This window comes from Rhodococcus sp. ACPA4 (assembly GCF_002300185.1).
In the GTDB taxonomy this organism is placed as follows: Bacteria; Actinomycetota; Actinomycetes; order Mycobacteriales; family Mycobacteriaceae; genus Rhodococcus_F; species Rhodococcus_F globerula.
Genome location: NZ_NSDY01000001.1, coordinates 2,379,852 through 2,398,015 on the forward strand (window position 1 = coordinate 2,379,852; position 18,164 = coordinate 2,398,015).

Genomic DNA, 18,164 nt, shown 5'->3' on the forward strand with positions numbered 1-18,164 from the left:
CTGCGTTCCTCCGCTCCCCTGCCACTGTAGTGCCGATCACATCACAATGGTGAAGATGGTCGGTTGCTCTTCACGCCCGCGCAGCGTCACGCACCAGTTCACTTGCTCGTTCAGCCAGCATCACCGCAGTTGCATGGGGACCGCGAGTGGGAATCACCGGCATGATCGATGTGTCGACAATACTGAGTGCCTCGACGCCGAGGACACTGCATCGATCGTTGACAACCGCATCCGGATCGAACTCCGAACCCATGACGCAACTTCCCGACATGTGCAGCGACGTGCCCAACCGCGATTCGATCCACTCGTCCGAATATTCGATCTCGGGCCGCCGGATCATCCCGGTCTTCGCAATGGTTTCGAGCAGGTCCTCCGCGATCTGCATTCCCCGCCGGAGGACTCGACGATCGTGCGCTGAGTCGACGTAGTTGTATCGAATCCGCGGCGATCCACCGGGCGCCTTCGGATCGAGCTCGACGGTTCCGCGGCTGCGCGGAGCCATCAGCACCACTCCGATCCCATGATCCATCTGTGGAATTCCGGGTACCAAATCTGTGAACGACGCTGTGTACGGACGTATTTCGAGGTCCGCGTCGTTCAGAGCCATTTCCAGCACCGGGGTCTGCGGCCGCAATGCCTCCGGAACCGAATACCGGTAAGGCAGCAGCACTTCCGGGTGATCGACAAAACCCTGCCCCACGCCCGGAAGGTCGACCACCACCGGAACATCATGAGCCACAAGCTGATCAGCCGATCCGACGCCGGAATTGAGGAGCAGGAGCGGCGTGGCAACCGCGCCGGAGCACACCACGATGTGGCGCCCGCGGATGCGCCGCAACGCTGTGCCGTCGAGGACATCGACGCCCACCGCCCGCGTCCCGGAGAACACGATCCGCAGCACGGTGACACCGACATCGACGGTGAGATTACGACGCCCCATCGCCGGCAACAGGTAGCCGACCGCACTACTGATACGACGGTGGTCCGAGATATTCAACGGGACCGGGCCGACGCCGTTCGAATCCGGCGCATTCTTGTCGGCGTCCTCGGGGAAACCCGCTGCAAGTGCCGCGTCATGGAACCGACTGCTGAATGGATGCATGTCGTCGACTTGGCGCCGACGCACCGGAATTGGACCATTGTCACCGTGATACGGCCCGCCGAAATCGTGATCGGTCTCCGACTTCCGGAAGTACGGCAGCACCTTCTCGTAACTCCAGGAATCGGGCCAGAGGTCAAAATCTGTGCGCGTGGCCCTCGCGAAGTACGCACCATTTACCGCGCCGCTCCCACCGAGAGTTCGCCCACGCGAGACGGTGGCACGTCGACTTGGCGTCAATTCGACCGGATACGTCCAGGTGTGTTCACTAGCCGGTCCCACCGGGAGCAAATACGGATCATCGAGGACACCCGGAAGATCAACCGTCGAACGATATCCACTTCCTGCCTCGAGAAGAAGCACCTGCGCGGCCGGGTCCTCGCTGAGTCTCGCCGCGACCACACAGCCCGTGGTGCCGCCACCGACCACCACGAAGTCTGCGCGATCCGGAACGCTCACTTGGTGATTCGGGGCTTCAATGCCGCCAGGTCGCGCGCCTCGATCGCACCACGCCACAGGCCGAATCCGTACGCGACGTCGTCGGCCCGTTTGAACAACACGTACCGAACCGGACCCAAACCACCTGACTCGCGGTGCCGATACCAGTCCACCAGCCCTTCACTGACGGCCGCGGCAATCGCCAATCGCCGGATCTTGCGTGAGCTGATCACCGCCAACAGCGTCACCGGCCAATAGTGACGGCACATCGCCGACGCCAATTGCCAGAACCCGCCCACAAATCCTTGGGCAGTGAGAATCGCCGCGATGCGCGTCGGCTGCGTCAGACCAGTGAACATCTTCCGCAACCGGAACACGGTGAACAGCAAAGCGCCGAGCGCTCCGGCCAACCCCGACTTGGTGAGCGTTGCTGCCGCAACACACGCGAACAGCGTCGAGACCGACATCGCCATGGGCGGCACCGAACCCGGATGGCGTGCAGCCAACGGCGCAGCGCCGGTTCCGTAGAAAGCTCGTCTGCTGAACCATTTGCCGAACTGAACCCGATGGTCATGGGCGACATTGGCAACCGGTTCGTAGCGCAGTCGCCAACCGGCTGACTGCAGGCGCCAACAGAAATCGACGTCCTCGGCCACCTCGAGGTTTTCGTCGAATCCCTCGCAGTCCAGAGCCACGTCGCGCCGCACGATCATGGCCGCACTGGGTACGTACGACACCGGACTGCCGGACTTGACGGCGGCTTCCTTCCGCCCGAGATCCAGGGAGGAACGCATACTTTCATACCGAGCCAGTGACGTCCCGTAAGGATCGAGGGCCACAATTCGCGGCGCTACCAGCGCCACACCAGGATCACTGAAGTGCCCTAGCATCAGCTCGAGCCAGCCTGCTCGCGGAATGACGTCGGAGTCGAGGAACGCCACGAAACATGTTTGTGCCGAACGCAATCCCGTATTACGGGCCGACGAGGGACCACGCGCGTACTCGTGCCGGACAACAGTGACAGTTCCCGTACCCGGGTAGTCCCGCCGCGGATCGAGAGGAACGTCGGACCCGTCGTCGACAACGATCACCGCCAGATCCTTGAGCACCGGCAACAACCGCTCGATGCCGGCAACGTTGTCCTTGACCGGAATCACGACAGTGACGTCAGCCGCCGACGGCGTCGACATGGGCCGAGGATTCGCGACGCCCGAATCGAGCAAATGGCGCGCCACCGCGGCGCTCTGGTGGTCGACAACCTCGAGGAAGCCGTCGCCGATCATCGCCGCTGCTGTCGGAGCCAGTTTGAGCATGCGCGTCGGCGAACCGCCGATGAGCACGCGGCCACCCGAGTACGTGCGAACTTTGGGATCCAACCGAATGCCGAAGCCGTCGGGGAGTCGTGCGGGTCGCATCAGGCGATCGTCAGGGAAAACACCGCGAATCGGTTCGGGTAGATCGCCCGCCCCCCATCGGTAACAACCATCACCGAAGCCTCCCATCCGGGCCCGGACTCCACCGGGCCAGTCCATCCGTCACACGTTGCACCAACTCGTCGAAAATGTGCGCGCCGTCCACGGCACTTGCCTGAACTGGATCACCCAGAACACCGTTATCCGACACAGCGACCATACCGCCCGAACGCAATCCTGGCATCAGGTCTGAGATAGGAGAAATATTTCCTACCTCCGCCAGGTTCATATCCACACATTCCGGCGAAAGGTGCAGTAAGAGGCTGGTTTCTGTCTTGCCCGCATGGGCGTCCGCCCCCGGAACCGCACAAGGCACCCAAGCTGCATCCCGGCCTTCGTATCGCAACAGCGCCACAGCCTTTGCCAACGCCGGACCGTTTCCACCATGACCGTTGACGAACAGCACCCGCTTCGCCCACCGGAATGCCGACCGTCCGTACTCGACAACCACCATTTCCATGACCTCGGCGCCGATGGAAATCGTCCCGGCAAAACCCTCGTGCTCCCCGCTCGCTCCGTACTCGAGGGCCGGGGCAACCACGGCGCCGGGAAGCTCGTTCGACACCGCTCTCGCAATTCGGGTATCGGTGTCCAGCGGCAAGTGCGGGCCATGCTGCTCGAAAGAACCGACCGGAACCACGACGGTGTGCGCAGACCCCTCGAGCCCTGGGCTCGGGATAGCGGACAGTTCACGGGTTTCGGTCATGATGAGATCATATTCGTCGGCCGTTCGAGCGTGGGCAGCGCACATGGCCGATTTGTATCAATGTATCGAATATTATTGCAAGTCAACATGTCTCGAGAGAATATTGACGGGAATGTCCGATATGTCCCTAGGAATCGAAATCCTGTTCGATTAGAATTGGCCCATGGACAGTCGGGAAGCGTGGCAATACGACGGCGAGGGCCTCAAGACCGAGGTACTCGACCTCGCTCGCGCCCGACACGAGATGCAGTCCCGCATGGTTGTGATGATCACGGAAATGTTCACCCGCGACACCCTCGGCGGCAAAGGATTCCGCGCTATCGCACAGTGGCTGCACCTGTCCACCAACCTCGAGATCGGTGAATGCAGCCAGTTGGTGGGCCTGGCGCGGTTGTTCATGCTCGAACCTGTTGTCGGACAATCCTTTCACGACGGTGATATCGACGCGTTGAAAGCGCGTCAGGTCGCCCACTTCTGCCAGCACCCGCCCAAGAACATGAACCTCGCCGACGTCGAGAAAGCCCGCGACATCCTCCTCACCCTCGCCTCGAAAAAGGTCACCGACTGCGATTCCGTCCGCGCCGCGATCCGGCGGATCCAGAAGCAGTACGGCAACCGCACCGACGGAGTGCCGGCCGGTGAAGACTCCGAGCTCAACGAGTTCTACGCCTCCCGCGGACTGTACGGGCGAGTTTGCGTGAAAGGTGACCTCGACGCCGTCAACGGTGCCCGTCTCATCGCATTACTGTCTGCCCTCTCGGCGCCCACGCCGGAGAAGAACGGTGTGAAAGACGAACGCACCCCGGCACTTCGACGCGCCGATGGGTTCTGTGAAATGCTGCGCCGCTACGAAGCCGCGGGTCTCGGTCCCGTCGAAGGCGGCGTGAAACCCCACCTGACGATCACCGCCACCGCAAAAGACATGACCGATCTTCAGGCCCTCAAAGACATGTTGCCTTCCACCGAGGAACTCGGGTACGCGATCACCAACTGGGCCGGCCCCATCAGCCTCGACACCGCCCGCATGCTGGCCTGCGACTGCGAGGTCACCCGAATCCTTCTCGATAGCAACGGTGTTCCGCTCAATCACGGCATGAAGGCACGCCTTGCCAGCGTCCCGCAGCGGCGGGCCCTGACGGTGCGAGACGGCGGATGCGCCTTCCCCGGTTGCGGCACTCCACCGGGCTGGTGCGACGCCCACCATCTGATCCACTGGCTCGATGACGGCCCCACGGATCTCGATAATTTGATCTTGTTATGCGGTCACCACCATCGGATGATGCATCACACCGAGTGGCGAGTCGACATCGGAGACGACCGAAAAACCCGGTTCTATCCACCGATGTCCGTGGATCCGTACCAAGTTCCCGTTCCCGGGAACACACCACCAACAGCAGCCTGAGCAACCACCATGTGCACCGGGGATCAAACACGCCCCGGTGCACACGCCTGCGTGCGATTAGAGGCTCACTGCAACCCTGTGACCTTCAATGACGGCACTGTGCGAACGCCTCGGCGACAGAGCATCACCAATTCGGTAGACCTCGAAGGAACTGCCATGCAGCGCATTCCACAGTTCATCCACCGGCTCCTGCTGCGTCGCAAACACCACCCAGTCCGCAGCAATAGACTCGGACACTCCTGTCGGATGGTGCACCAGTTCGACACTCACTGGACCTTCGCCGTGCACCGCGGTCACCATCAGATCCGTACGCTGAACTATCGACTTCTCATGCGCCCGACGGTTCCAGCCTTCGAAATCCAAAGTGATACTCAAATCTTGGGCCACAACCATCCCGTTGGTGGCGATCGTGACGGCGCACCCGCGATCTGCGAGGAACTCCGCCACCGACGCGCCCTGGTGGAATCCCAGTTCGTCAAACACCAATACGGAACCGCTCGGCAGCACCTTCCCGTCGAGCACGTCGCGAACACCCACAACTCTGCGCAGGTCGCCCGCCCACACCGGGCGCACCGGCTTTGCTCCCGTCGCCACCACCACCACATCCGGGGCCAACTCGATCAGCCTCTCCGCTGTCACTTCAGTATCGAGTTCGATGGCGACTCCGTCTCTGCGGCATTCGGATTCGAGGTTTCGGATCAGATCACCCAGTTCCCGGCGAGCAGGCATCACGCAGGCAGTACGGATCTGCCCACCAAGAACGGCGTCGCGCTCGAACAGCGTCACCCGATGCCCACGCTGCGCGGCGGTAGCCGCTGCCTGCAGACCAGCCGGCCCGCCGCCGACAACAACTACGCTGCGGCCCTGCAACCGCGGCCGGGGCAAAGCAACGGACTCTCGTCCGGCCCGCGGGTTCTCCGTGCAACCCAACCAACGGTTGAGCCCCATCCGTCCGACGCATTCCTGGTTGCAGGACAGGCAGGTTCGCACCTGCGAGGGCTTGCCCGCGCGTGCCTTGTTCACAAAATCCGGGTCTGCGATCTGACCACGCACTACCCCCACTAGATCGCACAGACCTTCGTCCAACGCCTGCTCAGCCTGTTCCGGTGACTTGAATCGGCCGACACCGATCACGGGAAGTGACACCACTTCCTTGATCGCCGATGGAATGAAGTTCGCGTAACCTTTCGGCACCGCCATCGATGCCTCGATCAAATGCAAAGTCTCTGTGGCCATGCCGATAGCGGTGTTGATGTAGTCGACCTGACCGTCGGCTTCCACCAGCTGCGCAGTCAGGACCGCGTCAGGCAACTCGATACCACCGCTGGTTCCTTCGTAACCGCTCAGACGAACTCCGAGAATTCGATCAGGGCCGATGGCGCGGCGAAGAACTCGCAACACTTCCAGGAGGAACTGGGCACGGTTCTCAGTAGCACCGCCGTACCGATCCGTTCGCTGGTTTGTCGACCGCGCCAGAAATGCTCGGACAATCGACGACTGCGACGCCTGCAATTCCACGCCGTCGAACCCGCCGGAGATACAGTTGCGCGCGACCAGCGAAAAACCGTCGAGGATCTCCGCGATATCGCCGTCGTCAACAGCTTTGGGGACTTCCCGGAACAGTGGATCGGCTATAGCACTGGGCGCCCAGAGCGGGAGCCTCGAATACGTTCCGGCGCCCTGTCCTCCATTGTGATTGATCTGAGCGAGGATCACCGACCCGTGCGCATGCACGGCATCGGTGATCCGGCGATAGCCCTCGACCACCTCGGGCCTGTATCCGGCGATCATCTTCTCGTACGGTCGATCCGACGGATGAGTCGAATGTTCCTCACTGATGATCAAGCCGGCGCCACCTCGCGCCCTCGCCTCGTAATACGCGGCATGCTGCGCCGTCGGCAACCCGTTCTCTGCATAGTTGGTCAGGTGCGCAGAGAACACCACCCGGTTACGCAGGGTGAAATCGCGCAGGCGCATTGGCTCGAAGAGGCGAGGATATGGCGTCATCAGACCTTGGAGTTACCTTGATCAAGAGCGATGTGGCTTGCCGTCACGGTGCGTGAACCGTCACCGGCCAACCACACGACGGTATCGGAGATCTCGTCGGGCTCGGCAAAAGCCGTCTCCGTGAGAATGGGGGTGAAGTTCGGGAGGTATTGCGGGTAGTTCTGGAACACGGCGAGAGCGCCCTGATCAACACCCATCGGGGTATTGACCCCGTACGGATGGATGGAGTTGACGCGAATCCTGTACTCCCCCAGTTCCTTTGCCGCCGCCTGAGTGAGACCGACCAAACCGAACTTTGCGCTTCCGTAGTGCGCCTGACCGGGCATCGCCTTCAGTCCGGCGACCGAACTGATCACGACGATCGAACCACCACGCCCACCCTCGATGATGGACGGCACGGCCGCTTTGAGCGTTTTCCACACACCGGTGAGGTTGATGTCGATGAGGGTTTCCCACTGCTCGTCCGACATCTCCCAGAATCGATTCCAGTTGCAGACGCCCGCATTGGCCACCACGATGTCGAGTCGACCGAACTGCTCGACACCGTCCTTCACCACAGCAGCGAGCGCGGCACTGTCTCGAACGTCAGCCTCACGCGCGAGGATCTTGCCACCCTCGGCCTCGACCAGGCGGACGGTCTCAGTGAAGTCTTCCGGGGTCGCTGCGTCGTAGGTGTTGTGCTCGGCAACAGCACTGCAGACGTCGATCGCAATGATCGACGCGCCCTCCCTGGCCAAGCGAATTGCGTGTGAGCGGCCCTGACCACGCGCCGCGCCGGTAATGAATGCAACACGGCCTTCGAGTGAACGTACCTGGGTCATGAATCGATCCTCTCCACGGAATTGAAACCTGTTCCAGTAGTAAACCCTGCGCGGCGCCCTTCGTGGATGGATTCGAGAACAGTTCTCGGAGCAATCGTGTCGCCGACACCGGTACCTGCCAAATAGCGCAGGGAGCTGTCAGGCAATCGAGGCGAGCAGTCGATCACGGTCGCGCACCGGATTCCTGCAGCAACATCCGTGTAGACGTTCTCGACGTGCACACAGCCGTCGACAACCGTACGTACCCGCGAGGAGCAGATACGGTTCACGCCAGCCTGCTGAAGTCTGGTGTTCGCGCCGACAAGGTCGCCGCTCATTCCCAACCGGGAACCGACGATTGTGTCAGGTGTGACGATCGAGACCTCGAGTCCGCACAGTGCCAATTCCTCTGCAACTGCAACACCTATCGGCCCACCCAACGGATCCACAAGAACAACAGGGCCTTTGATCGAATCGCCGCCAAGCCTCTGCGCCTGCGCCGCGTCCATCCAGAGCACGGATGTGTCCACGGAGTACGTCGGCGGCCTGGGAATACTGCCCGACGCGATCACCACGCCACCACGGCCTCGTGCGTCGTCGATCTCCGGCGAGCTGACTGTGTACTCGGTCAGCATGGTGACGCCGCTGCGACGGCATTCGTCTTCGAGCCACTGCGCAAGCAAGGAAAATCGACTGCGCCCCTTCCCCTGCGCAAAGGTTCGAATCATCCCGCCGAACCGTGACGATTGTTCTGCAACGGTGACGGCCGCGCCGCGCCCGGCCAGGATTCGTGCAGCTTCCAATCCCGCAGGTCCGCCCCCGACTACCAGCACCGGGCCGGTAATCGAATCCTGCTCGCGCTCATCAGGATCTATGGTCTCGAATCCGGCACTCGGATTTCCGACGCACGTCACCACAGGATTACGCGGATCGCGCACGAGGCACGTTTGATTGCACAGAACGCACGGACGCGGCTGATCTCCGCGGGCTGACTTCACCACCAGGTCCGGGTCGGCGATCTGCGCTCGGGTCATTTCCACAAAATCCACATGCTCGAGCGCGTCATGGGCGTCCGCGATGTCGACGACGCTCCCCTGCAACACAACCGGAATCGAAACTGCGGCCTTGACGGTTCGGCACAGTTCACGATTGAAGTTCGGTTCTGCGTGAAAGTCCGGACGATACCCCGCGGTCGAGTAGAGACCGCCGCGCACCACAACCAGCAGATCGAGATACCGCTCGAGTTCACTGGCATACCCGACCGCGAGCTCTGGTGTGACACCCGCCCACGGCGCCTGCTCGTCGCACGACAACCGCAGGGAAACCACACGGTTCGCACTGACAGAGCCGCGAACTGCGTGCAGGACTTCCCGCAGCAGCGTCAGCCGATCACGTCCGTACCTGTCTGCGCGCGTATTGGTCAACCCCGAAAGGAACTGCCGCAGAATGCTTCGCGGGCCGGCATCTATCTCGATGCCGTCCATCCCGGAGTTCACCGCAAGCGCTGCCGATGTACGGAAACCCTCGACCACAGCATCGATGTCGTTCTGTTCCATCATCATCGGCAACTCGCGTGTCACCGGATCAGCGACCCTCGACGGCCCCCACAGAACCGACTGCGAGTAGGCGCTCGATCCCTGCATCCCGGTGTGCCCCAGGCTCGCGAGGACCAGGGTGCCGTGCGGCGCGCATGCCGATGAGATCGCTCGCCAACCCGGCCCACACCGAGATGCCAGCGGCGCACGCTCGTATGGCCAGTCGTTCTCCAGAACCGACGCCGTTTCGGTGACTACGATCCCGGCTCCGCCCTCGGCGCGGCGCTGGTAGTACGCGCGGTGCCGATCCGAGAAAACTCTTCCCACAGCAAGATTGGTCTCGTGCGGACCGAAAACAACCCTGGACCGGACATGGTGTCCGGCCAGGGTTGTGTGTTCGTGAAGGCTCAACTCACAGCTCGATCAGAGCCAGAGGTTCAGCTCGCGCCCAGCGTGCGGGTGAAGCCTTCCGGAATGACCAGGTCATCCTTGCTGAGCTCGGTGATGGACGAATGGCCGAGACCCATGAGGCCCGAGTCGATGCCCATACGCATGAGGTCGAGTACGTTCTCGACACCGGCCTGGCCGTTTGCCGAGAGGCCCCACAGGTACGCGCGGCCGAGCATGACTGCCTTGGCGCCGAGCGCAAGAGCCTTGACGACATCGCCGCCGCGTCGGATGCCGCCGTCGAGAACAACTTCCACCTGATCGCCAACAGCTTCGGCGATACCCGGGAGCACACGGATCGGCGCCGGGGTGCCGTCGAGGTTGTTGCCACCGTGGTTGGAGACGGAGATCGCGGAGACACCGGCGTCGACTGCACGCTTGGCGTCGTCGATACGCATGATGCCCTTGAGCATGAACGGGCCACCCCACTGCTCACGCAGCCAGGCGATGTCTTCCCACGTCGGAAGCGGAGTCTGCATCCACTCGCCGTACGCGCCGAAGAACGTCGGTGCCGGCTGGCCGGGAGCCGCGAGGTTGGGTGTTGTCAGATCCGGGATCTTGCCGGTCTTGGCGAACTCCAACAACCACTTCGGGCGCATGATGCCTTCGGGCGCGAACTGGAACATGGCTTTGAGGTCCATCTTTTCGGGGATGGACGGGCTGCCCCAGTCACGGCCGTACGAGAAGGACCAGTCGGTGGTGATGATCAGGCCCTTGGCGCCGGCAGCGCGAGCGCGCTCCATACGCTGTAGGAGCACGTCGCGGCTACCGACCCAGTACATCTGGAAGAACACCTGCGGGTTGGCCGCAGCGACCTCTTCGATGGACTTGCTGGCAAAAGAACTCAGGCCGATGGCCGTTCCCCGCGCCGCAGCGGCCCGTGCAACCGCCACCTCACCGTCGGGGTGCACTGCCTGCACACCGGTCGGCGAGATCATCACCGGAAGCGAAATGTCCTGCCCCATAATGGTGGTGGCCATGTTCCGCTCGTTCGGCAATCCGGCCGCATGCGGAGCGAAACCCAGTTCGCTGTATGCCGCGACATTGTCGTCGACGGTCAGACCCTTTTCGGATCCGGCCACCAGCGCCGCATACACGGACTTGGGCAGCCTCTTCTGCGCACGTCGCTGTGCTTCAGCGACGGTCTCGAAGAATGCGTTCTTTGCCATCAATCAAACCTCTCGTATCGCAAGTAGCCCGGAAAGCTACTTACATTCCCGCTAGCGGGTTTTCGTCACAAATCTTGGCGGGGGGACGCATCATCAGTGTCAAGGGCACCGATGCGCGCGGGGTCTTACGTTGACCGGATCGTGAGTGGTCGACGCTGGACTTGGGGATCTCTCCCGCGCCGGCCAACGCCATTTCACCGTTTCCGATGACGCATTCGGGATCGGGTCCGTCCATCGGCAGGCCGGTGAAGAACTTGGCTGCCATGCAGCCGCCGCGGCAGGAGTCGTAGTGGTTGCACTTGCTGCACGCGCCACCGGTCTGCGGCGAACGCAGTTCCTGGAACAGGTCCGAGTGCTGCCAGACATGCTGGAAGCCACCGTCTTTCACGATGTTGCCGGCGAGGAACTGATCGTGAATCGCGAACGGGCATGCGTAGACGTCGCCGACCGGGTCGATCAGGCACACAACTCGGCCCGCGCCGCACAGGTTCAAACCGGGCAGTGCATCGCCGAACGCAGAGAGATGGAAGAAGGAGTCGCCCGTCAGGACGCCCTCACCGTTGGCGACCAGCCAGTTGTAGAGCTCACGCTGCTGTTCGGGACGCGGATGCAGATCATCCCACACGTCGGCGCCGCGGCCCGAAGGACGCAGGCGAGTGATGCGCAGGGTCGCGTCGTACTTGTCCGCGAGAGCCTTGAACTCGTCGAGCTGGCTGACGTTGTGCCGCGTGACGACTACGGAGATCTTGGCGTCCTTGAAGCCGGCTTCCTTCAGGTTGGCAAGCGCACGCTCGGCCATCGCGAACGAACCAGGCCCGCGCACAGCATCATTGACCTCAGCGGTGGCGCCGTCGATGGAAATCTGCACGTCGACGTAGTCACTGGCCGCAAGGCGCGCAGCAACCTTCTTGTCGATCTTCACGCCGTTGGTGGAGAACTTCACGCCGACCTGGTGGTCCGTCGCGTAGTCGACGAGCTCCCAGAAATCGGAACGCACGGTCGGCTCACCGCCACCGATGTTGACGTAGAAAACCTGCATACGCTGCAGCTCGTCGATGATGGCCTTGCACTGCTCGGTGCTCAGCTCGTTGGGGTCGCGGCGACCCGACGACGACAGGCAGTGCACGCAGGACAGGTTGCAGGCGTAGGTAAGTTCCCACGTCAGGCAGATGGGGGCGTCGAGTCCGAGTTCGAACTGATCGACGAGGCGACCCACCGGTGCCGGTGTGGAGGGATGTTCAAGAACTGAGGTCATGGCTGTGTCCTCGCAAAGAAATGAAGCGGGCGAACGTGCAGAGGGCTGTTCCGCACGTGGGAGCGAGCGAGCGACTCAGACAGGCACAATCATGTGCGAGTCGGCGAGAGTGCTCAGCGCGCGGGCATATTGGGGAGCCGCGTCATCTTCGATGCCTTGCGCACGTAGTGCGGACCGGACATCAGGATGGTCTGGCAACGCCTTGACCACCGCAACGATGGTCGTGTTCTTCAGGAACGAGAGCTTGCGCGTTCCGAAGTGGTAGAGCAACGCCCCGAAAGGTTCGGGGCGAAGCGCTACCTGCGGGTGGAGTTTCCACCCCGCATCGAGATTCAAAGCAGGCACGGTCAGTACACGCCGCACATGCCGTCGATCGAAACCTCTTCGACCAGCGATTCTTCGATGAGGTCGTTGTCGAGTGCCTTATTGTCACGATCGGACATGGATTCCTCCTGAATCTGTGGTCACGAGTGGGACTTCACTGTGACTCGGTTCACCACTGTAATGGCATCGAGTGCAGAATGACAGACTGGGAGCAGAAAAAGTATGCGAAGCCGCAAAAACCCGTCCGCTCGGATAGGTCGTCGCCCCTCCACTACCAGGGAGGGAATCAGCACGGTCGGCATCGAACTCTTTTCCACGCTCGGCTTCAACGAGGTCAGTGTCGATCAGATCGCCGACGCCGCCGGAATCGCTCGCCGGACGTTCTTCCGCTACTTTCCGTCCAAGAACGCTGTGCCATGGGGCGACTTCGACGGTCATCTGGCTCAGATGCGTGAACACTTCAATTCGCTGCCCGAGGACATGCCGCTTGTCGACGCCCTCGAATCCGCACTACTGACGTTCAACACGTTTCCCCCGGAAGAGACTGCTGTGCACCGTAACCGGATGGAACTCATCCTCACCGTGCCCACGCTTCAGGCATACTCGGTGGTGATGTACGAAGGCTGGCGCCAGGTTGTCGCCGAGTACGCTGCCAAGCGAATGAACCTCGAACCGACCGATCACGGTCCGCGGACTGTGGGCTACCTTCTGCTCGGTGTCGCGATGGCCGCCTACGAACAGTGGCTCACCAACGACGCACTTGAACTACCCGAACTTCTGCGAACCGGAACACAGTCCTTGCGCACCGGTATCAGCATCTAGGAAGGCCCACCATGTCAGCACCCGCCGCACCGGTCATGGATTCACTTGCGCCCTCGACACCCGGGCGATGGTCGTTCGGCCACGTCACGGTCGAGCGGGTGGCGTCAGGTCCCCTCACTCTCGATCGCAGTGACGGCACGCTGCTGGTGCGGCATTCCCTGACTGCGGACGACCTCAGCGAACGGCTCGTCGCTGGCGTGACCGCCTCGATCCAGGACGCCGACTTCGGGCAGGACGAATTCGAACTCACGATGGTGGGACTGGTTCGCTCCACCGTCGACGGAGCCCTCGAATCATGGACCACCTACTACCGGAACTCACTGCGCGAACTCCTGGACGGCAGCGCCGATTTTGCGCCCATCCACGAGAAAGCACACGAACTCGTGCGCGGCTCCGTCCTCGACCTCGGGTCGTGTTTCGGATTCCTGCCGTTGCGCCTCGCCGGCGCCGGAATGGACGTCACTGCGACGGATATCCTGCCCGGAACCATGATCCTGCTCGACGCGGTTGCCCCAGAACTGGGTATCACGATCAACACACTGATCTGCGACGCCGGTGAGGTACCAACACCCGACAAGAGTGCGGATACCGTCACGGCAATTCATCTGCTCGAACATGTCGACAATGCCGTGGGAGAGAAGGTGATCGCGCAGGCCCTGCGGATCGCCCGAGAGCGTGTTGTCATCGCCGTCCCGTTCGAGGACGAGGCAACTGCATGCCACGGGCACATCCGGACCTTCGACCTCGAATCACTGCGCGCCGTTGGCGAGAAAACCGGCGCGGCGTTCGAGGTGTTCGAACATCACGGTGGATGGCTGATACTCGATGCGCGGTAAGTGCTAGCCGGCATCTTCCTTCAGGGTATGCGCCACTAGAGCATTGGCATGTCCGTGCCCCAGCCCGTGCTCGGACTTCAGCCAGGTGACCAGTTCCATGTGCTTTGTCAGGTCGGAACTGCGAATCAGCTCCTGCCACTCGCTGATCGGTCGTCCGTATTTCTTCTCGATCGACGGAAAATACGACGCTGGGCCTTTCACCGGTTCAGTCATGACCCGGAATCTACAGCCGCCATGCGTGCGTCGCGCGTCATTTACGACGATCTCGCGAGGTGCGTCGTCATCGTGTAGTCCTTGCTCGGCCCGGTCACCGTCCACTCGACCGACCACGCAGCCTGCGAATCAGTTGTGGCTTCCTCGACATCGATGTCGATGCGGCCCCGGTATGTATCTGCGCCGCACAGATGCTCGACGTCGTCTCCCGGTGCCCAGTCGTGAAACTCTCGACCGTCCTCGAAGGTGACTGCCCACTCGCCGTCATGCTGCTCGATGAACAGAGTGCGGAAAACCGGCAACTCCAGGTCGCCGTCGAACAATGTCCCGCTTTCGTACCAGCGCAGTCGGCCGTCACCGGCATCTTCGATGGTGGTTGTTCCTGTGACGCGTTTTGTGACTTCTGCACGGCGGTCGACGATCCTTCGTTCGAAGTTCCACTCCCCTACCAGTGCGTTTGGATCGAGGTGCTTGTCGTTGACCATCTGCCGATTCTAGTGGCTCGGTAGGTGGCGTATGTTCCGAGTACAGGCCTACCCGCAGGAGATCCAGAAGAACATGAACGATTCTGCCGCCCTTCACCATCGCTCGGTCTACGCCGAAGATCTTCGGATCGGCCAGATCATGGAGTTGAGTTCATACACGGTCTCGGAGCAGGAAATTGTCGACTTTGCGACGCAATGGGACCCTCAGTGGTTCCACACCGACAAAGAGGCCGCCGAATCCGGCGTGTTCGGCGGCTTGATCGGCAGCGGAGTACACACTTTGGCAATTTGTCAGAAACTTGTGGTCGCAAGCATTTACGACCGATGGAACGTCATTGCCGGCAAGTCCATGCGCGACGTACAGTTCCTGCGCCCACTCCGTCCCGGCGACACCTTGAGCGGCACGCTCACCGTTGACGACGTAGTACTCGACAAGCGCTCGCGTGGACTGGTGACTACAACCGCCGAATTGGTTGATGCGCAGGGTAATCGCATGTTCCAGGTTGTCACAGACGCGTATCTCCACTGTCGACCGACATCGTGACCGAGCCGCTACATTCGGATGTCTCGGCGTGCAAACGCAGCAATCGCCGACGCACCGAGAGCTAGTGCCAGAGCGGTCAACACAACCAGCGGCAAAGCGGTCACGGCTTCGGCGGGTGCGGTGGGAACGTGAGTGAACGGTGAAAGGTCCAGGACTACTTGGGGAAGCTTGAACAGCACGCCGAATTGCCCGAGAACGATGCAGGCCGCAAAAATACCCCAGGACAGCGACGACGCAATCGCCGGAAACAGTCCGAAAACCAAAGCCACGACTGCAAGAACGACCAGCACTGCCGGCAGATAGGCCAGCGCCGCGCCTGCCATCCGCACAGTGTTGCCCGCGATATCGTCGGTAACCAGACCGAACGCGAACCCGGTGAACACTCCCGCAAGAATGTGCGCGAGCACCACCCCGCCGACAACGGTGCTTACGTGCGAAAGCATCCACTTCCAGCGCGGAAGTGCCGTGGACAACAGCGGTTCCAACCTTCCCGAGGATTCTTCGCCATGCATGCGGAGAATGCTCTGAACCGCATATGCCGCAATGACTATCGACAGGAAACCCAACGCGGTCGCCAGGTAGGAATCGACCAATGCGGCTGATCCCCCACCGAGCTGCTCGAAAAGGTCAGCAGTCTGCTGCGACGAACCCACCAACTGGTCGATCTCGTTTCCGACGGCCCCGTACGAGAATCCGAGAATGACTACGGAGAATAGCCACCAGAACATCGTCACTCTCTGCATGCGCCAGGCCAGACCCCACGCCGACGGCAACCAGCGCGCCGCAACCGGTGGCCCCGGCCTCGGCTGGACCAGTCCCGCTCCCTGGTCACGATGACCGATGAGCACAAAGGCAATCCCGATGTGAACTACGGCAAAACCGAAGAGCAGCAGCAGTATCCACCAGGCGTCGTCGTCGTACGGTCGTATCTGCTGCGCCCACCCGATCGGCGAGAGCCACGACATCCACCCACTGACCACGCGGGTGCCGTCGTCGACAACGGTGCTGTCGACGTCGCCGATCGCCCGTAGCATGAACGCAATTCCGATGGCCGCGCCCGCGATACCGTTGGCGGTGCGCGCGCCGTCGGTGATTTGAGCCGCCACCGCTGCAACGCCGGCAAACGCGATACCGGTGCCGCCGATCGCCGCTCCCAGCGCCAGCGAGCCGTCCGCCGGAAGCCCGATGGCCACCAGACCGATTGCACTGGCAAGAGCCAGAACGATATTCGCACCGATCGTGACAACAAGTGCCGACGTCAGTAGCGCACGCCTACCGACAACCGCCGCACCGATCATCTCGGCGCGCCCGGTCTCCTCGTTCTGCCGAGTGTGGCGCACCACCGCCAGCGTGCTCATCAATGCCGCTGCCAACGCAAACACCAGAACGCCCTGGCTGGCAACAATCGCGCCCTCGGAGTATCCCGACACGATGCCGTTGGTGGCCAACGCCACTGGTGAGACTGCGGATCCGACTGCAACGGAACGCAATTCCTCCGGAGTGCTGTACAGTCCACCCACGCTGGCAGCGACAAATATCAGAAACACGGTCAGCGAAATCAGCCACACCGGGAGCTGAATTCGATCGCGTCGCAAGGCAAGCCGAACCAACCGTGATGTACCGGTGAACTGGATACCTTGGTGAACGTCGACCGGGCTGGTCGTGGCAGTCACGGCCACGCCCCCGATTCCGCTCGCAGATGCTCCGAACTCTCCTTCGCTCGTTCGTCCCCGTAATGACGAAGGAACAGTTCTTCGAGAGTTGGCGGTGTGGACGTCAGCGCCACGATCCCGAAGCCGACAAGGTGTTCCATCAGTGCGCCGAGCCGAACACTGTCGACCTCACACTTCGCGTGATCACCATCGACGAGCACGTCGTACGTGCCCTCGAAGGCGTCGAGTCCGGCGACCGGTGTGCGCGTCGTGACCGATACCGATGTACGGGTCAGATGCCGCAGTTCCGATAGCGTTCCGGACTCCACCGTTTGCCCGTCACGGATGATGCTGACACGATCGCACAGCGCTTCCACCTCTGCCAGAATGTGACTCGACAGCAAAACCGTCTTCCCGGCATGGGCCAACTCGTGAACGCAGTCCTGGAAAACCGCCTCCATCAACGGGTCGAGACCGGACGTCGGTTCGTCGAGAACATAAAGTTCGACGTCCGAAGCGAACGCGGCAACGAGTGCCACTTTCTGCCGATTGCCTTTCGAGTATGTTCTCGCCTTCTTTCTGGGATCGAGTTCGAAACGATCGAGTAACTCTGCGCGCGTAGACACATCGATCCCGCCTCGCAGGCCGGCGAGTAGGTCGATGGCCTCACCTCCGGTCAAATTCGGCCACAGATTCACCTCGCCCGGCACGTATGCCAGACGCCGATGCAGGGCGACGGAATCACGCCACGGATCGCCGCCGAGGACCGTTGCTTCGCCGGAATCCGAACGCAGCAGGCCGAGCAGTACCCGAATGGTGGTCGACTTGCCTGAACCGTTCGGCCCGAGAAATCCGTGAATCTCGCCTTCGGAAACCTCGAGATCCAAACCGTCCAACGCTCGGGTTGGTCCGAACGTCTTGACCAGGTCTTTCACCGAAACTGCGGCACCCATGAATT

Annotated in this window: 18 protein-coding genes; 4 read left to right on the forward strand and 14 right to left on the reverse strand. The window is 61.8% G+C overall.

Features of this window, described 5'->3' with window-relative positions; all coding sequences use genetic code 11:
* Positions 1–70: 70 nt before the first annotated feature.
* From mftG to mftE, 3 genes are all read right to left on the reverse strand, one after another.
* The gene (gene mftG / locus CJ178_RS10725) at positions 71–1,558 is read right to left on the reverse strand and encodes a mycofactocin dehydrogenase MftG (RefSeq protein WP_095886674.1); all 1,488 of its coding nucleotides are present in this window, start codon (positions 1,556–1,558) and stop codon (positions 71–73) included.
* Positions 1,555–2,952, reverse strand: coding sequence for a mycofactocin biosynthesis glycosyltransferase MftF (mftF, locus tag CJ178_RS10730; protein WP_095887928.1), 1,398 nt, complete (start codon positions 2,950–2,952; stop codon positions 1,555–1,557). The genes mftG and mftF overlap by 4 nt, the downstream gene beginning before the upstream one ends.
* Positions 2,953–3,022: 70 nt before the next feature.
* Positions 3,023–3,715: a mycofactocin biosynthesis peptidyl-dipeptidase MftE gene (gene mftE / locus CJ178_RS10735; protein ID WP_095887929.1), complete on the reverse strand. Its 693-nt coding sequence runs from the start codon at positions 3,713–3,715 to the stop codon at positions 3,023–3,025.
* A gap of 163 nt (positions 3,716–3,878) precedes the next feature.
* On the opposite strand from mftE, the gene CJ178_RS10740 reads away from it, so the two are divergent.
* A complete protein-coding gene (locus tag CJ178_RS10740; protein WP_095886675.1) occupies positions 3,879–5,117 on the forward strand; it encodes an HNH endonuclease signature motif containing protein in 1,239 nt (412 codons plus the stop codon).
* Between the two features lie 57 nt (positions 5,118–5,174).
* Here CJ178_RS10740 and CJ178_RS10745 read toward each other — a convergent pair whose 3' ends face one another.
* The 7 genes from CJ178_RS10745 to mftA form a co-directional block, all read right to left on the reverse strand.
* Entirely contained in the window at positions 5,175–7,124 is a 1,950-nt protein-coding gene (locus CJ178_RS10745; RefSeq protein ID WP_095886676.1) for a mycofactocin system FadH/OYE family oxidoreductase 2, read from the reverse strand.
* Positions 7,124–7,945, reverse strand: coding sequence for a mycofactocin-coupled SDR family oxidoreductase (locus CJ178_RS10750; protein WP_045070887.1), 822 nt, complete (start codon positions 7,943–7,945; stop codon positions 7,124–7,126). The genes CJ178_RS10745 and CJ178_RS10750 overlap by 1 nt, the downstream gene beginning before the upstream one ends.
* The gene (locus CJ178_RS10755) at positions 7,942–9,870 is read right to left on the reverse strand and encodes a mycofactocin system FadH/OYE family oxidoreductase 1 (protein WP_095886677.1); all 1,929 of its coding nucleotides are present in this window, start codon (positions 9,868–9,870) and stop codon (positions 7,942–7,944) included. The genes CJ178_RS10750 and CJ178_RS10755 overlap by 4 nt, the downstream gene beginning before the upstream one ends.
* Before the next feature lie 26 nt (positions 9,871–9,896).
* Positions 9,897–11,075, reverse strand: coding sequence for a pre-mycofactocin synthase MftD (mftD, locus tag CJ178_RS10760; RefSeq protein ID WP_045070891.1), 1,179 nt, complete (start codon positions 11,073–11,075; stop codon positions 9,897–9,899).
* Positions 11,076–11,115: 40 nt separating this feature from the next.
* Positions 11,116–12,330 (reverse strand): mycofactocin radical SAM maturase, encoded by a 1,215-nt coding sequence (gene mftC / locus CJ178_RS10765; protein WP_033236399.1) that lies wholly within the window; start codon positions 12,328–12,330, stop codon positions 11,116–11,118.
* Between the two features lie 75 nt (positions 12,331–12,405).
* Positions 12,406–12,693: a mycofactocin biosynthesis chaperone MftB gene (gene mftB, locus CJ178_RS10770; protein WP_033236400.1), complete on the reverse strand. Its 288-nt coding sequence runs from the start codon at positions 12,691–12,693 to the stop codon at positions 12,406–12,408.
* Complete coding sequence (gene mftA, locus CJ178_RS10775; protein ID WP_072782308.1) at positions 12,678–12,773, reverse strand: mycofactocin precursor MftA; 96 nt, start codon at positions 12,771–12,773, stop codon at positions 12,678–12,680. Before mftA ends, mftB begins: the two co-directional genes overlap by 16 nt.
* A gap of 103 nt (positions 12,774–12,876) precedes the next feature.
* Here mftA and mftR point away from each other — a divergent pair, with 103 nt between their 5' ends.
* Positions 12,877–13,476 carry a mycofactocin system transcriptional regulator gene (gene mftR, locus CJ178_RS10780; RefSeq protein WP_095886678.1) on the forward strand — a complete coding sequence of 200 codons (600 nt, stop codon included), beginning with the start codon at positions 12,877–12,879 and terminating at the stop codon, positions 13,474–13,476.
* A gap of 11 nt (positions 13,477–13,487) precedes the next feature.
* The gene (gene mftM / locus CJ178_RS10785; protein WP_045070894.1) at positions 13,488–14,312 is read left to right on the forward strand and encodes a mycofactocin oligosaccharide methyltransferase MftM; all 825 of its coding nucleotides are present in this window, start codon (positions 13,488–13,490) and stop codon (positions 14,310–14,312) included.
* Between the two features lie 3 nt (positions 14,313–14,315).
* Here mftM and CJ178_RS10790 read toward each other — a convergent pair whose 3' ends face one another.
* Together CJ178_RS10790 and CJ178_RS10795 are read right to left on the reverse strand one after the other, a co-directional pair.
* Positions 14,316–14,525, reverse strand: a complete 210-nt coding sequence (locus CJ178_RS10790) for a DUF4287 domain-containing protein (RefSeq protein WP_033236403.1) — start codon at positions 14,523–14,525, stop codon at positions 14,316–14,318.
* Positions 14,526–14,566: 41 nt separating this feature from the next.
* A complete protein-coding gene (locus tag CJ178_RS10795; RefSeq protein ID WP_033236404.1) occupies positions 14,567–15,010 on the reverse strand; it encodes a DUF6314 family protein in 444 nt (147 codons plus the stop codon).
* Positions 15,011–15,083: 73 nt separating this feature from the next.
* Between CJ178_RS10795 and CJ178_RS10800 the strand changes: the two genes are divergently transcribed.
* The gene (locus CJ178_RS10800; protein WP_033236484.1) at positions 15,084–15,554 is read left to right on the forward strand and encodes a MaoC/PaaZ C-terminal domain-containing protein; all 471 of its coding nucleotides are present in this window, start codon (positions 15,084–15,086) and stop codon (positions 15,552–15,554) included.
* An 8-nt stretch (positions 15,555–15,562) separates the two neighbouring features.
* Here CJ178_RS10800 and CJ178_RS10805 read toward each other — a convergent pair whose 3' ends face one another.
* Entirely contained in the window at positions 15,563–17,227 is a 1,665-nt protein-coding gene (locus tag CJ178_RS10805; protein ID WP_095887930.1) for an ABC transporter permease, read from the reverse strand.
* Complete coding sequence (locus tag CJ178_RS10810; protein WP_095886679.1) at positions 17,224–18,159, reverse strand: ABC transporter ATP-binding protein; 936 nt, start codon at positions 18,157–18,159, stop codon at positions 17,224–17,226. The genes CJ178_RS10805 and CJ178_RS10810 overlap by 4 nt, the downstream gene beginning before the upstream one ends.
* Between the last annotated feature and the right edge of the window lie 5 nt (positions 18,160–18,164).

What these genes read in the sequence shown, in the direction of transcription:
- mftF (WP_095887928.1), bottom strand. Translation starts at nt 2,952, where the DNA reads ATGCGACCCGCACGACTCCCCGACGGCTTCGGCATTCGGTTGGATCCC.
- mftE (WP_095887929.1), bottom strand. Translation starts at nt 3,715, where the DNA reads ATGACCGAAACCCGTGAACTGTCCGCTATCCCGAGCCCAGGGCTCGAG.
- CJ178_RS10740 (WP_095886675.1), top strand. Translation starts at nt 3,879, where the DNA reads ATGGACAGTCGGGAAGCGTGGCAATACGACGGCGAGGGCCTCAAGACC.
- CJ178_RS10745 (WP_095886676.1), bottom strand. Translation starts at nt 7,124, where the DNA reads ATGACGCCATATCCTCGCCTCTTCGAGCCAATGCGCCTGCGCGATTTC.
- CJ178_RS10750 (WP_045070887.1), bottom strand. Translation starts at nt 7,945, where the DNA reads ATGACCCAGGTACGTTCACTCGAAGGCCGTGTTGCATTCATTACCGGC.
- mftD (WP_045070891.1), bottom strand. Translation starts at nt 11,075, where the DNA reads ATGGCAAAGAACGCATTCTTCGAGACCGTCGCTGAAGCACAGCGACGT.
- mftC (WP_033236399.1), bottom strand. Translation starts at nt 12,330, where the DNA reads ATGACCTCAGTTCTTGAACATCCCTCCACACCGGCACCGGTGGGTCGC.
- mftA (WP_072782308.1), bottom strand. Translation starts at nt 12,773, where the DNA reads ATGTCCGATCGTGACAATAAGGCACTCGACAACGACCTCATCGAAGAA.
- mftR (WP_095886678.1), top strand. Translation starts at nt 12,877, where the DNA reads ATGCGAAGCCGCAAAAACCCGTCCGCTCGGATAGGTCGTCGCCCCTCC.
- mftM (WP_045070894.1), top strand. Translation starts at nt 13,488, where the DNA reads ATGTCAGCACCCGCCGCACCGGTCATGGATTCACTTGCGCCCTCGACA.
- CJ178_RS10790 (WP_033236403.1), bottom strand. Translation starts at nt 14,525, where the DNA reads ATGACTGAACCGGTGAAAGGCCCAGCGTCGTATTTTCCGTCGATCGAG.
- CJ178_RS10795 (WP_033236404.1), bottom strand. Translation starts at nt 15,010, where the DNA reads ATGGTCAACGACAAGCACCTCGATCCAAACGCACTGGTAGGGGAGTGG.
- CJ178_RS10800 (WP_033236484.1), top strand. Translation starts at nt 15,084, where the DNA reads ATGAACGATTCTGCCGCCCTTCACCATCGCTCGGTCTACGCCGAAGAT.
- CJ178_RS10810 (WP_095886679.1), bottom strand. Translation starts at nt 18,159, where the DNA reads ATGGGTGCCGCAGTTTCGGTGAAAGACCTGGTCAAGACGTTCGGACCA.